Raw genomic sequence first — 14,544 nt, forward strand, 5'->3', positions numbered from 1 at the left:
AACTTCTTCAGTGCCCTCATTCTTCAGTGCCCTCATTATAAGTTGCGGCCTTTTTTTATAATTCCTTTCCCCAGTTGTCCATTTCTTCTTCTGTCAATAATTCCGGGAAGAAAACAATACGTTTATTGCGGGGAGGCAGGTATTTCTGCCAGTTGGTTCCACCAGTAGCAGCTATATCTTCCGGCTTGCGGTTCAGGTAGCGCACAGCTGATTTATAGTGCATGAGTGGCCAGCGAACATTGATATTCGTATCATACTCCTTCAACAGCGGTATGAGCTCCTGCTGGTCTTCCGGAGACAACCGGCGATACTGTGCCTGTATGTTATTATCCTTGTAACGAGTGGCCAGTTGCAGGAACTCGTTCATGTATTTCAACTCAAACTGCCTGAGGGTAAGGGTTTTCTTACCTGTAGACAATTCAGTAGCCCCACTTCGCCAGTAGATCTTTTCCAGTACCTGATCCAACTCAGTTTCTTTTAGGTCCGCGCGCTGTGGTTGATAGACCAGGTTGACCAGGTTTGTGGAGCAGATCTCAATTTTCCTGAATTGGCCACTCTGGAAGCCGGAAGCCGGTAACAGGGCCATTCGGAACTGCAGGAACTGATCTTTGTCCATACCATCTACCATGATCTCAAAAGAGTTGATCAGGTTACGGAAGTAATTGTTGATCCTTTTGAGTTGTGTTTGAAAGCCTGCTACAGTCAGCGTTGGTGCAAAGCTGATTTGCTCAATAGCCTGGAGCGCGAGTTTAAAATACAGTTCAGTGATCTGGTGATAAATGATAAAGATGTTCTCATCCGGGATGGGGGTACGGGGATGCTGAAGGTTAAGTAGAACGTCGAGCTGGATATAATCCCAATAGGTGAGGTAATCTGCATAGAGCAGCCCATCCAGATAGGAAGACAGGTCCTGGCCCATAGCAGCATACTTCTCTTCAAGACGCTTGATCTTGTCAGTAATTTCTGTTGTAACCATAAATATGTATATGAATTTAGAAGTCCCCTCCCCTGCCTTTTACAGCTGACGGGAAGGGGAAAATATCATGGGGCTGCCTATTCCACAACGTTGATCGTTCTATAAAAGCTTTCTTCCAGAGAAATTAATGTCTCGGTGCGTTCAATGCCTTTGATCTTCTGTAATTCATCATGGAGTATGCGGCGAAGTTGTGTAATGTCTTTACAGATTATCTCTGCAAACATGCTATAGCTACCAGTTGTATAGTTCAAGCGTACCATTTCAGGTATCTTACGCAATTCCTTGGCCACAGTGTCGTACATGGAGCTTTTTTCAAGGTAAATACCGATAAAAGCAATTACGTCGTAGCCGATCATTTTTAAATCTACGTGTAATTTTGTACCTTTAACGATACCCAGTTCTTGTAGCTTCTTCATTCTAACGTGGATCGTGCCACCGGAAACGAAAAGCTTCTTTCCGAGGTCAGCGTAGGAGATTTCTGCATTATGCATCATTTCACTGATGATCTGCAAATCGAGTTTGTCAATATTCAAATTGTGGCTCATTTTTACAATTTGTTTTTGAATGCATTAAAATTACATGCAAATATTTGAAAAATATCGAATTTTCAAAATTTTTTCTTAAAAAATTTGCAAGAAAACCGTTATGTCTTTAGATTTGCATCATAATAATCATTCAAAACAACACCGACGTCAAATAAACGGGGCCGGAATTGAAAAAAAGAGAGTGAGAAGTTCTTAAATATTGTGGGGTGATGAAATTTGGCAGACATGCCCTCTTGTCTCGGGGGTTGGGAGTCCAGGATAAACACAGCATAATGGGTTGACCACTAATCTTATTTGTGCTGCGGCTAACTGCCCAGTGGAGGTTCGAGCCCTCCCCCTACAGCCTTGGTTTAAAGCTGTTCCGTTCACGCGGGACAGCTTTTTTGTTTTTAGGCCCTTTAGAGCCAGCCGCTGGCCTTTCTACTCCTTTTTATATCTTCTGCCGAAGGCAGATACAGTTAATCTATTATTTTTGCACCCAAATGGGACAAAAAAAATTACAACGTTTCGCCGAAATTGAGACATTCCCGAATGTACTGATCTATCCGGAAGGCATGCCGGGCCAGTGGCAGTCATTCTATAAGAATACCAATCCCCTGACACTGGAACTTGCCTGTGGCAAGGGAGATTATACTATTGGGCTCGCCAGACGCTTCCCGGAAAGAAACTTCCTGGGCGTAGACCTGAAAGGTAACCGCATATGGAGAGGTGCCAAGACTGCTATTGATGAGAATATCAATAACACCGCCTTCCTCCGTACCCAGATCGATAAGCTCAACAATTATTTCGTGCCGGGAGAAATCAGTGAAATCTGGATCACCTTCCCTGATCCATTTCTTCGTCAGTCCAAATCAAAGAAAAGACTGACCCATCCGAAGTTTTTACAATTATATCAACCACTCCTGGCGCCAGGTGGCACCATCAATCTGAAAACAGACTCCCCGGAGCTGTACGCCTTTACCCAGGAAGTGATCGAACATAGTGGCTGTACTTTAATAGAAGACATTCCCGATATTTATTCTTTAGGTGAAGTACCTGCCCTTTTACAAATTCAGACGTATTACGAAAAAATGCACCTGGAGAACGGCAGAACCATCCGCTATCTCAAATTCAGACTACCGGAACAACCGATGGACTGGAAGTCTATAAAATTACCATCTGATGCAACCCCAGCTGAAGGAGGGAATTGATTTTTACTATAATGAAGATGGGTATGTAGTACTTACAGCCGCTTTCCTCCTAAAAAGAGGATATTGCTGCGGCAATGGATGCAGACACTGCCCATACGATTACGAAAAAGTACCGGAACCCCGCAGAAATGATCTGCTCGCTGCCCGGAAGTTAAATAATGAAGAAAAAGGCTGACCTCGACAGTCTTTTTCTTTTATTGGCACGGAAAGTGCCCGATAAGTGTGACAAATCCGTAACCTTAAAAGGTGTACATTGGCGTCCGCCGGGAAAAATGGTTTATAACAATGAGAGACGCTGTTGAACATCAACCTTCTACTAGTCAACCTACTAGCATGTCAGTACTCAAATTAAAACTGGATCAGGACCAATTAGTGGAAGATTTCTTCGAGTCGACCCATCTGATTGGCATCGTGTCTTCTGCGCGGGATTATCAGGTGTGCTGGCAGGTAAATCGGGATCTGCACTACGACTTCAGAGTTAACAATTCTCTGGAGATCAACCTGACTAAAAATCAGCGGTCGTTTTACTTCAGTGTGTTTGAATTTGAAGAACCGACCAAATCGGCGGCACATTATTTTTATAATAATCACTGCCAGGCTGAATTCCTGCTCCCTGAGCTAAAAAATGTAGATTATCTCTGGTTGATTAAAGGAGATTACTACCAGCTGCAGGATGTCAAAAAATTAATCGGACAATTACGTCATGTAGAGCCAGTACAATTAGTATCTTTATTGGATATTAGAAAGCTCGAAAATAAGATGAACCTCATCTTTTAACCGGAAATTGCCGGGTTTCCTCACCGAATCACACTATTGCATGAACACTTTAATTGTTTCATGATTAAAATCTTTTTGTTATGTGGCAAGAGAAAAACAATCAATTATATCGTGCCTTTACATTCAAAGACTTTACAGAAGCATTCTCATTTATGACAAAAGTGGCACTGATAGCTGAAAAAATGGATCATCACCCCAATTGGAACAATGTCTATAATAAGGTGGAGATTTATCTGAGCACGCATGATGCCGGAGACACCGTCACCGACAAAGACCATGCGCTGGCAAAAGCTATTGATGGTTGCCTATAAATTTTATACTTAAACAGTGATTCGGATCTTTTTCTTATTACTGTTGTTTTGTTACTCCAATAAAGCCCTGGGCAGTTTAACAGCAAAAGACACACTGGCAGCAGATTTTGATAATCTTCCGCCAGCTCTGGATCTGCGGCCCTGGTTGCTGAGCATGGAAGATGTGGGGGAGCAGGTAACACCACAACAGATACCTAATTTGCATTTCAACCACAACGTTTCTCTTTTCCACGACTCAAAAAAGAACAATGGAAAAGGTCACGATTGCTGGCTTCGGCTATCCGTAAAAAATACCGGTAGTGAAGATTCTGTATTGGCCCTCTTTGCAGGGTGGCATGATCATATGTACTGGTACGTACAGGAAGGCCAGCAACTAAAATTGCTGGTTCAGACCGGTATGATGCTGGACAAAGACAACATTCGCCGCTGGGAACATTATGCTTTTCCTGTGAATGTGCCCCCCGGGCAAACACGTACTTTCTATTTACATATCAACAACCAGTTCTTTAACGAGAACCCACTCATGCCTGTATTGTACGACGCTATGCAATACAATAACTTCCGGAACGCTACTGTGGCACACTTCCATAAAGAAGCAGCCATGATCTTTATGCTGCTGGGCATGTTGCTGGTATGTCTTACCATTGCGATCATCAATTATATTCAATTACCGGATCGCTCGTATCTGTATTTTGCTGCATACATGCTGGGGTTAATTTTATTTTTTGCCCTGCGGCTGGATAGTAAACCCTATCAGCTATCCGTGTTTTACAGCTGGCCCATGTTGAAATATTACTGGGATGTGCCGGCGCTATTATTCTGTTTTTATCTCATGTACCTGGCCTTTGGAAAATCCTTCCTCAACCTGCAGGAGCGGTATCCCTTTATGGAAAGGTTGTTCAATATATTTGCCTCCTGTATTGGAGGTATTATTATCATTTGTTTTTACTGTATCGCCAGGAGATTGTACCAGGTGCCTGGCATGATCTACAGCTATATATATCTAGCCACTCTCCTCCCCTTGCTGGCGGTATTCGCAGCACTGGCCAAGCGCTCCCGCCATCATCCATTGGTACGGTTTTTCCTCTTTGGATCCCTCTGTTTTTATATGGCCAGCTTTGGCTCCTTCCTCATGCTGATACGTCCTCTGGGACTGCTCAGTGCACTGGGGGAACTGTCTGCCCCTTCGCTGCTCATCATTGTAGGGGTATTGCTGCAATCTATGTTCTTCCTGGCAGGCCTCAGTTATCGCAATAAACTGGTGCACCATGAAAGAACCCGTACACAGGAGCTGCTGATCAAACAGCTGAATAAAAACAAAGAACTTCAGCATAAGCTGAATGAGCAACTGGAAGAACTGGTAAAAGAACAGACGACAGAAATTCTCCGTAAGAAACAGGAGCTGGAAGAACAACGGAAAATACACCTGGAAACAGAGTACGATAAAAAACTGACGGAGATAGAACTGAAGGCCATCCGCGCGCAGATCAATCCACACTTTATTTTCAATTGTCTCAATTCCATACAGCTGTTTGTCATGCAGCGGGATTATGAATATGCACAGAAGTATTTGTCTGATTTTTCTTACCTGATCAGGAAAACATTAGATTTTTCAAGACGCAATTTCATATCATTAGCAGATGAAATTGCGTATCTGAATACCTACCTGGGTCTTGAAAAGATGCGGTTTGAAAATAAGATGGAATATGAGCTGCAGGTAGATCCGCTCATCGCCACAGCAGAACTGGAAATACCGGCTATGCTGCTACAGCCGTATGTAGAAAATGCGGTAAAATATGGGATGACAAATTCCCGTGACCATATCGGCCACTTATTGATACAGTTTAATCAGGTAGCGCCGGACATGCTGGAATGCCTGATTGATGACAACGGTATTGGTATAAACAGGTCTAAGTCCATGCGTACATTGCCGAAGCATCATCAGTCCTCCGGCATGGAGATCAGCTCTAACCGTGCAGAGTTGCTCAACAAGATGTACAACACGGGAATTCACATAGACATCATTGATAAATCGGATAAAAATTCTTTGGAAAGTGGTACTATTGTGCGGATACTTATTCCCCAATTGTAGGCCAACTACTACGCTTTAGACTTTATGATAAAGGCCGTAATTATAGATGACGAGCGCAATAGCCGGGACATCATTTCCCTGATGCTGGAAAAGTATTGTCCTCATGTAGAAATTGTTGCTACTGCTTCTGACTGTGCTGATGGTATAGCTACCATCCGGGAATTCCAGCCCGAGCTGGTTTTTCTCGACCTTGAAATGCCTGATGGAACCGGGTTTGATGTATTACTGGGCACACAGAACGTACCACTGTTTGAAGCGGTGTTTGTCACTGCATTTGAAAAAAAATTCCTGCATACGATCCGTTTCAGCGAAGTGGAAATTATTTTAAAACCAATAGATCGGGAAAGTCTCACTACAGCCATCGCTATTATCGGTGCACGACTGGCAGCTGGCAAAAGTAAAGACAGATACAAAGTACTGCTGGCTAATTTTAACAAGGGCCGGAATACAAGTCTGGAACTGGTATTGCCACAGTCGGAAGGAGATGATACCACCATCGCTTTATCTGCCATTACTTACCTGGAAGCACTAGGCGATAAGACATTGTTTTACCTGGATGATCATCACCAGGTGCAGGCCAACAGGCCATTCCGATACTATGCAGATCTATTCAGCACCTTACGATTTTACCAGGTCAATAATCTACAGATAGCGCAGATGAGTCAGATCAGCCATGTAAGTACAGAAGGTGGAAATGTAATGATGAGAAATGGTGTGACACTGGAAGTAGCAGAACGACGAAAAAAAGATCTACTCTTACACTTAAAACAGTATAAATAAAAAAGCATCCCGGTTGGGATGCTTTTTTATTTATGGTTGGGAGTTACTTATCCGTTCATAGAGATCAGGAACTCATCATTATTTTTAGTCCCCCTCATGTGCTGTAACATGAAGTGCATGGATTCTTCTGTATTCATATCCGCGAGATGATTGCGGAGAATGTGAAGGCGTTTCAGATGATCCTTATCAAGGAGCAGATCATCACGGCGGGTAGAGGAAGCTGATACATCGATAGCAGGGAAGATACGTCTGTTCGCCAGTTTACGATCCAGTTGTAATTCCATGTTACCGGTACCTTTGAATTCTTCGAAGATCACTTCGTCCATTTTAGAACCCGTATCGATCAGTGCAGTTGCGAGGATGGTCAATGAACCACCATTTTCGATCTTACGGGCTGCACCGAAAAATTGTTTTGGTTTCTGCATAGCGTTTGCTTCCACACCACCACTCAGTACTTTACCTGAAGCAGGAGCTACGGTGTTGTGCGCACGGGCGAGACGGGTGATGGAATCCAGCAGGATCACTACATCATGTCCGCATTCTACCAGGCGTTTTGCTTTTTGCAGTGCGATGGCAGAAACTTTCACGTGCTTTTCAGCTGGTTCATCGAAAGTAGAAGCGATGACTTCTGCTTTTACGCTACGTTCCATATCGGTTACCTCTTCCGGACGCTCATCGATGAGCACTACCATCAGGTAAACTTCAGGGTGATTAGTTGCGATAGCATTTGCTACTTCTTTCAGCAACATGGTTTTACCCACCTTAGGCTGTGCTACGATCAGACCACGCTGACCTTTACCTATAGGGGTAAACATGTCCATGATGCGGGTAGAGTAGTTATTAGAAGTAGTAGTCAATCTTAATTTCTCGAAAGGAAACAGAGGTGTCAGGTAATCGAATGGTACGCGGTCACGTACTTCTTCAGGTGATTTACCATTGATTGTTTCTACTTTCAGGAGAGCGAAGTATTTCTCACCTTCTTTCGGAGGTCTAACGGAACCTTTAACGGTATCGCCTGTTTTGAGACCGAATAATTTGATCTGGGAAGGAGACACGTAAATATCATCAGGAGAGCTGAGATAGTTATAATCAGAGGAGCGGAGGAAACCATAGCCATCAGGCATCATTTCCAGTACACCTTCGCTGAGGATAATACCATCAAATTCTATATTGAAAACAGGTTCTTTCTGCTTGTTGTTGAAACGTTGTTTCTGCGGCACGATAGGCTCTTCCGGCATTACGAAGTCGTCGTCGTCATCCTCTTCTTCCTCGTCGTCTTCTTCATCCTCTTCTACTACTACCTTTTTTGCAGGAGCAGCAACAGGCGCCTTGGTATTAGTAATTACTTCTTCCTCTTCATCCTCTTCGTCTTCAGTAAACTGAGGGATGATTTCATCGTCGTCGTCGTCAAATGTAAGGGAAGGAATACTATCCAGGTCTATATCGAAGTCTTTCTTTTTGGGTTTGGTTTCGGATGCCTTAGGTTCTTCAACTTCTTTAGCTTTATTGAGTGCTCCAGGTTTTCTACCGCGTTTTGGTTTTTCATCTGATGCGGCTTCTGCTACTGGTTCTTCGTGTTCGTCTTCCTTTTTTGTTGATTTCCGTTTACGTGTCTTCTTTTCTTCTCCATTGGCCGGGTTACTTTCTGAGGCCATTACTGCCTGCTTGTCGAGAATTTTGTAGATAAGATCCTGTTTGCTCAGTTTTTTGGCGTTTGGCACATCCAGTTTCTCTGCAATGTCAAGCAGCTCAGGAACGAGCATGTCGTTCAGTTGTAAGATGTCGTACATCATCGTGTGTTGTCAAATTTTAGAAGTGTTGCAAGGTGGGTACCACTACATACCAACATACACCAATTACAAAATAATTGTTTTTTGAGTCCAATAAATTTAATCTGGTTATTAAATCTGATAGGGAATGTTGAGTTTAGGACTGCTGATGAAGATGTGAATTTGAACTTAATCAGACAGATTGTAACGCAAGATTAAAACAACTTTCGCTATTATCCAAAAAAAAAGCAGGTTCCAAAATGCCTGTAATCCGGCCCTGAGGCCCCTTGGAGAGCAGTTTCAGGGAGGAAAACACCGGCCCACAGCCTGTCTTCGGATATGGTCCCACTTATTGCCCGCAACTTTCCTGCCAAATCGGGGATAACAGTATTTTTCCACATTTAACATTTTATTTGGAAAAGGGCGCAGAATCACCCTTATCACTTAAATTTGCAATCCTAAAATTTACATTAATATGAGCCAAAGAACGAAGGTTAAGCAAATCCTGCTTGACGACAAAACAGACTACAACGTAGTGGTAAAAGGCTGGATACGGTCTTTCCGTAACAATCAGTTTATAGCTTTGAACGATGGCTCTACCAATAATAATATCCAGATTGTATTGGATCAGAATTCTGTTTCTGCTGAACTAATCAAGCGCCTGACCACAGGTGCTGCCATCAGCGTATCAGGTACTGTAATTCCATCTCTGGGTAAAGGCCAGCGCGTAGAGATCAAAGCTGTAGAACTGGAAATTCTGGGTGACTGTGATGGTGAGAAATATCCCCTGCAGCTGAAAAACCGCCCGAGCCTGGAATACCTGCGTGAAATTGCACACCTGCGTTTCCGCACCAACACTTTCGGGTCTGTATTCCGCCTGCGTCATGCACTGGCTTTTGCTGTCCACAAATTCTTTAACGAAAAAGGCTTTGTATACCTGCACACGCCTATCATCACTGCATCTGACGCTGAAGGTGCCGGCGAAATGTTTCACGTAAGTACCCTGGATCCTAAAAATCCACCACTGACTGAAGATGGTAACATTGATTATAAAGAAGACTTCTTTGGCAGAGCGACCAATCTGACCGTATCTGGTCAGCTGGAAGGCGAACTGGGAGCAATGGCATTCGGTGATATCTACACCTTTGGCCCTACCTTCCGTGCAGAGAATTCCAATACAGCCCGCCACCTTGCTGAGTTCTGGATGATCGAACCAGAAATGGCTTTCTATGACCTGGAAGACAACATGAACCTGGCAGAGGCTTTCATCAAATCCGTAATTGGCTATGTGCTGGAAAATAACAGGGAAGACCTGGAATTCCTGGCTGCACGCCTTGCTGAGGAAGAAAAACAGAAACCACAGCAGGAAAGAAGTGAAATGGGACTGATCGAAAAACTGGAGTTTGTACTGAACAATGAATTCCAGCGTCTCACTTACACAGGAGCAATTGACATTCTGAAAAACAGTAAGCCAAATAAATCAAAGAAGTTCAACTACCTGATCGAAGAATGGGGTGCAGATCTGCAGAGTGAGCACGAACGTTACCTGGTAGAAAAACACTTTAAGAAACCTGTGATACTCACAGATTATCCTGCGGCTATCAAGGCTTTCTACATGAAGCAGAACGATGACGGCAAAACCGTTAGAGCAATGGATATTCTCTTCCCGGGTATCGGCGAAATCGTAGGTGGCTCTCAGCGTGAAGAAAACTACGACAAGCTGGTAAGACGTATGGAAGAAATGAAACTGCCAGTAGAAGAAATGAGCTGGTACCTGGATACAAGACGCTATGGTAGTGCTCCGCATGCAGGTTTCGGCTTAGGTTTTGAAAGACTGGTACTGTTTGTAACAGGTATGGGAAATATCAGGGACGTGATTCCTTTCCCAAGAACACCAAAGAGTGCAGAGTTTTAATTTTTAATATACACAATATTTAAAATGGCTCCGGGTGAAAATCCGGAGCCATTTTTTTATGGAATATTGTTACGCCCGCGTCTATATTATAAATCTTTTGTTATGGCTGAAATGAACACCCAATCCCACCCTGGCAAACAAAGAGGTGGCCAGCGCGCTAAGAAACTGAGTACCCGGGTAGATATGACCCCTATGGTAGACCTGGGATTCCTGTTGATCACTTTTTTTATGTTGACCACTACCCTCCTGCAACCAAAAACCATGGACCTGATCATGCCCCGTGACGACGGTAAACCACAGCCACTGGCCGAAAGTAATGCTATGACCGTATTGCTTGGCGCCAACAATACTGTAAAATATTATGAAGGCATGTATCATCCCGAAGACGTAAAAACCATTACCTATGCGGATATCAGGGATGCAATCATCAAAAAGAAAGAAGAGATCATGAAGAGAACCGGGGACAATAAACTGATGGTACTGATCAAAGCCAACAACGACGCCAACTATAAAAATGTAGTAGATATCATGGACGAAATGCTCATCAACCGCGTAGACCGTTATGCCATGGTAGACATTACGGACGAAGAAAAAGCATTACTGAAATAGTCATTTTCTATACCTTAGTGATGTAAATCGCATTAACTATGGCAACGACACATTCCATCCCTGTTGTAGACCTCGCCGCCTTTACAAAGGGCGACGACACCAGCAAAGCAGCCTTTGTGCAGCAGCTGGGTAAAGCTTATGAGGAAGTAGGATTTGTAGCAGTAAAAAATCACGGTATTCCCGACAAGCTGATTGAAGACCTGTATAAGTATGTACAACAGTTCTTCGCACTACCAGCTGATGTAAAGCGCAGTTACGAAATTCCCGAACTGGCAGGCCAGCGTGGTTATACTTCATTTGGTAAAGAACATGCAAAAGGATTTGACGCGCCTGATCTGAAAGAGTTTTTCCAGTTTGGACAAACTGTAACAGATGGTGATCCGATTGGCAAAGAATATCCGGATAACGTAGCAGTTAAGGAATTGCCTGCTTTCACCCCTACCTGCACAGCTGCTTATAAAGCTTTTGAAACTTCAGGTATATCTCTATTACAGGCTATTGCACTGTACCTGGGTCTGGATGAGCATTACTTCGATCAGTTTGTTCATAATGGTAATTCTATCCTGAGAGCGATCCATTACCCTCCTATTAAAGATGAACCTAAGTCTGCCATCCGCGCAGAACAGCATGAGGATATCAACCTGATCACCCTGCTGGTAGGAGCTTCTGCGGATGGTCTGCAGATCCTGGATAAACAGAATAACTGGGTGCCGGTGACTTCACTGCCTGAGCAAATCGTAGTAAATGTGGGCGATATGCTGCAAAGATTGACGAACAATAAATTAAAGTCTACTACACACCGCGTAGTAAATCCACCTCGTGAACTGTGGGGTACCAGCAGGTTCTCTATTCCATTCTTCCTGCATCCTAAGTCAGAGATGCCGCTGAATTGTCTTGAAAGCACAATAGATGCAGCGCATCCCAGGGAGTATGAACCAATTACCGCCGGTGAGTACCTGGATGAACGATTGAGAGAAATAGGATTGAAGAAATAATTCCCTTTTAAAATAAGCCGACCACCTCTGGCCGGCTTATTTTATGATAATTATCATAGTTAACCCACAAAATCAACCTTTTGTCGCATAAATGTTTGATATCTTCAATATTTTAATGAAATTCGGGCAGCCGTAATTTCCCGCATAGTGTTTCTTCGTCATATTCCGTTCCTGCGGGCTGTTTTTTTACACAGTTTAACAGCCTATGGTGGCCCGCAAGGTCACCTGGCTATGATGTTGAAGACATTCGTGCAGCAAAGAAAAGATGTGACAGAGCAGGAGTTGATGGAATATAATGCGTTCTGTCAGCTGCTCCCCGGAGCTTCTTCTTCCCAGACCCTCACCCTCATCGGCTACAAACGTGGAGGGGTATCACTGGCAGTCGTCACCCTGCTCATATGGATTGCACCAGCCTGTTTCCTGATGGGATCTCTTAGTTTCCTTTTACAATACTTTGATCAGAAAGCCCTGCATACAGACATTTTTAAGTATGTACAACCCATGGCGGTAGGCTTCCTCATTTATGGCAGTTTCCGGGCTTTCAGTATCAGTATCCGTAACCTGGCTACTTTCATCATCATGGTGGTAGCCTTACTCACGGCCATCTACCTGAAGTCTCCATGGACATTCCCCGCACTGATCATCCTTGGTGGTATTGTCTCTAACTTCAGTAACAAGCGTATTCCTGATATTCCTGACCAGCCTAAAAAAATCCAATGGACCAATATCTGGTTGTTTGCCACTCTCTTTATACTCGCAGGTCTATTCTCTGAAGTGGCCCGTACGCACAACTGGATTACCCGTCGTCCGTTCAACCTGTTTGAAAACTTTTATCGTTTCGGCAGCCTTGTATTTGGTGGTGGCGATATATTGATTGCAATGATGCTGGAACAATATGTAACCCGTGCAAAATCGGCATTTATGAGTGCTGAGGAGTTACTGACAGGTGCAGGTATTATGCGGGCCTTGCCAGGACCTACATTCTCTATCACTGCTTATGTGGGGGGAATGGTAATGCGCAACCTGGGACCGGGGTATCAGTTGCTGGGATGTATGCTGGCGCCAATCGCTATCTTTTTACCCAGCTTGCTGCTGGTTTTATTCTTCTTTCCAATCTGGACCAATCTGAAGAAATATGTAGTCATCTATCGTGCATTGGAAGGTATCAATGCCGCTGTGGTAGGTATCATGTGGGCTGCGACCTTCATGTTATTTATGGCCATACCGCACACATGGTACAATATTGCGATCGCCCTGAGCACACTGGCAATATTGGCATTCTCACGTCTCCCCTCTCCATTTATCGTACTTGCCTGTCTGGTACTGGGTTGGTTACTGTAATCAATCATCATGATGCCCGCTTACCTCCACTACCCAGACTGGCTTTCAGCTGACTAAACAGGTCTGTACTCTTTGTATGCACCACTTTCATTTTCTTCACCGCACGCTTCTTACCACTCGCTTTTTGTTTGATAATTTTCAGCAGCTCTGCATGGTATTCGTCTTTGAACTGACTGATGTCAAATTCTGTCGTATAACTTTCAACCAGCTTTACAGCCATATCCAGCTCTTTCTTCTGAATCCTGGTAGCAGGTAATGTCAGCTCCTCAGGTGTGCGAATTTCTTCCTGGAAACGGAGTTGATGCAATAGTAAATAATTATCCCGTGGGCGGATCACTACAATATGCTCACTGGTGCGCAACACAAATCTGCCGATACCGGCTTTTCCTGTTTGTTCCAGCGTTTTCAGCAATAATGCATATGCTTTCGTACCTGATTTTTCCGGTTCTATAAAGTAGGGTGTCTCGAAATAAATATCATCAATCTCAGTTTCCTCTACAAAAGATTCAATGGTGATCATCTTTGTTTTTTCAGGACTTGCCGCCTCGAAATCTTCATCTTCCAGTATAATGTATTCATCATTGTACAGGTATCCTTTTACTATTTTGTCCCATGGTACTTCTTTACCTGTGTCTTCATTTACCCGGTGAAATTTTATGTGTGCCTGATCACGCTTGTCAAGCATATCAAGGTCGAGCCTGCTGTCTTTGACTGCGCTGTACAGTTTCACCGGAATATTGACCAGCCCGAAGCCAATAGTTCCTGACCATATTGCTCTCATAATAATTGATTTATACTTGTATTGGCATCCAAAGGATATGCCATGGCACGGCTTTTGGATTTTTAATCTATAAAAACCTTTGTTTATGGAAAAGCCAGGTGAAATGACAACACTTACCAGAGTGTTAGAAAAATTGCACACTAAGGGTCTGGATCATGAGTTGGTAATGAGTGACCATGGCCGCTTGCAGAATAAAGAAAAACAAAAGATCTACAACCCTGATGAGTTGAAGATCATAAAAACCTACCGATTTGAAGGGGAGTCAGATCCCGGTGATATGTCGGTATTGTATCTCATAGAAGACAAGGAAGGAGAAATTGGGTATGTTCTGGACGCTTATGGGGCTTATAGTACGCACGAAGAATCAGGGTTTGATGAATTTATCCAGAAAATACCGGTAGAGGACAGAGAAGATCAAATGATCTTTGCTTAAATTAATAACTACTAAAACTTATTGACTGGC

The 14,544-nt window shown here is 43.6% G+C and carries 15 protein-coding genes; 11 read left to right on the forward strand and 4 right to left on the reverse strand.

Annotated elements, in window-relative coordinates; translation table 11 throughout:
- Positions 1 to 55 precede the first annotated feature (55 nt).
- Entirely contained in the window at positions 56 to 976 is a 921-nt protein-coding gene (locus BW716_RS14245; RefSeq protein ID WP_083723243.1) for a tryptophan 2,3-dioxygenase family protein, read from the reverse strand.
- Between the two features lie 77 nt (positions 977 to 1,053).
- Entirely contained in the window at positions 1,054 to 1,521 is a 468-nt protein-coding gene (locus BW716_RS14250; protein WP_012788686.1) for an Lrp/AsnC ligand binding domain-containing protein, read from the reverse strand.
- Positions 1,522 to 2,003: 482 nt separating this feature from the next.
- Between BW716_RS14250 and trmB the strand changes: the two genes are divergently transcribed.
- From trmB to BW716_RS14280, 6 genes are all read left to right on the forward strand, one after another.
- The gene (gene trmB / locus BW716_RS14255; RefSeq protein ID WP_083723244.1) at positions 2,004 to 2,711 is read left to right on the forward strand and encodes a tRNA (guanosine(46)-N7)-methyltransferase TrmB; all 708 of its coding nucleotides are present in this window, start codon (positions 2,004 to 2,006) and stop codon (positions 2,709 to 2,711) included.
- Entirely contained in the window at positions 2,683 to 2,886 is a 204-nt protein-coding gene (locus BW716_RS14260; protein WP_083723245.1) for a DUF5522 domain-containing protein, read from the forward strand. Before trmB ends, BW716_RS14260 begins: the two co-directional genes overlap by 29 nt.
- Positions 2,887 to 3,044: 158 nt before the next feature.
- On the forward strand, positions 3,045 to 3,488 hold the full coding sequence (locus tag BW716_RS14265) for an IPExxxVDY family protein (protein WP_083723246.1): 444 nt from the start codon (positions 3,045 to 3,047) through the stop codon (positions 3,486 to 3,488).
- Between the two features lie 80 nt (positions 3,489 to 3,568).
- Entirely contained in the window at positions 3,569 to 3,799 is a 231-nt protein-coding gene (locus BW716_RS14270; protein ID WP_083723247.1) for a 4a-hydroxytetrahydrobiopterin dehydratase, read from the forward strand.
- Positions 3,800 to 3,815: 16 nt separating this feature from the next.
- Entirely contained in the window at positions 3,816 to 5,891 is a 2,076-nt protein-coding gene (locus BW716_RS14275; protein WP_143708854.1) for a histidine kinase, read from the forward strand.
- A gap of 24 nt (positions 5,892 to 5,915) precedes the next feature.
- A complete protein-coding gene (locus tag BW716_RS14280) occupies positions 5,916 to 6,671 on the forward strand; it encodes a LytTR family DNA-binding domain-containing protein (RefSeq protein WP_083723249.1) in 756 nt (251 codons plus the stop codon).
- Positions 6,672 to 6,718: 47 nt separating this feature from the next.
- On the opposite strand, the gene rho is transcribed toward BW716_RS14280, so the two are convergent.
- Positions 6,719 to 8,464, reverse strand: a complete 1,746-nt coding sequence (rho, locus tag BW716_RS14285; protein WP_306460912.1) for a transcription termination factor Rho — start codon at positions 8,462 to 8,464, stop codon at positions 6,719 to 6,721.
- Between the two features lie 451 nt (positions 8,465 to 8,915).
- Between rho and asnS the strand changes: the two genes are divergently transcribed.
- The 4 genes from asnS (at position 8,916) to chrA (ending at position 13,300) form a co-directional block, all read left to right on the forward strand.
- Positions 8,916 to 10,355: an asparagine--tRNA ligase gene (gene asnS, locus BW716_RS14290; RefSeq protein WP_083723251.1), complete on the forward strand. Its 1,440-nt coding sequence runs from the start codon at positions 8,916 to 8,918 to the stop codon at positions 10,353 to 10,355.
- A gap of 102 nt (positions 10,356 to 10,457) precedes the next feature.
- On the forward strand, positions 10,458 to 10,964 hold the full coding sequence (locus BW716_RS14295; protein WP_083723355.1) for a biopolymer transporter ExbD: 507 nt from the start codon (positions 10,458 to 10,460) through the stop codon (positions 10,962 to 10,964).
- Between the two features lie 38 nt (positions 10,965 to 11,002).
- Positions 11,003 to 11,959, forward strand: a complete 957-nt coding sequence (locus tag BW716_RS14300) for an isopenicillin N synthase family oxygenase (protein WP_083723252.1) — start codon at positions 11,003 to 11,005, stop codon at positions 11,957 to 11,959.
- 147 nt (positions 11,960 to 12,106) lie between these two features.
- Positions 12,107 to 13,300, forward strand: coding sequence for a chromate efflux transporter (gene chrA / locus BW716_RS14305; RefSeq protein ID WP_083723253.1), 1,194 nt, complete (start codon positions 12,107 to 12,109; stop codon positions 13,298 to 13,300).
- 7 nt (positions 13,301 to 13,307) lie between these two features.
- Here chrA and BW716_RS14310 read toward each other — a convergent pair whose 3' ends face one another.
- A complete protein-coding gene (locus BW716_RS14310) occupies positions 13,308 to 14,081 on the reverse strand; it encodes a Ku protein (RefSeq protein ID WP_083723254.1) in 774 nt (257 codons plus the stop codon).
- An 85-nt stretch (positions 14,082 to 14,166) separates the two neighbouring features.
- On the opposite strand from BW716_RS14310, the gene BW716_RS14315 reads away from it, so the two are divergent.
- Positions 14,167 to 14,514 (forward strand): hypothetical protein, encoded by a 348-nt coding sequence (locus tag BW716_RS14315; protein ID WP_083723255.1) that lies wholly within the window; start codon positions 14,167 to 14,169, stop codon positions 14,512 to 14,514.
- The last annotated feature ends 30 nt before the right edge of the window (positions 14,515 to 14,544 follow it).

It is taken from the genome of [Flexibacter] sp. ATCC 35208 (assembly GCF_001975825.1).
GTDB lineage: Bacteria > Bacteroidota > Bacteroidia > Chitinophagales > Chitinophagaceae > Chitinophaga.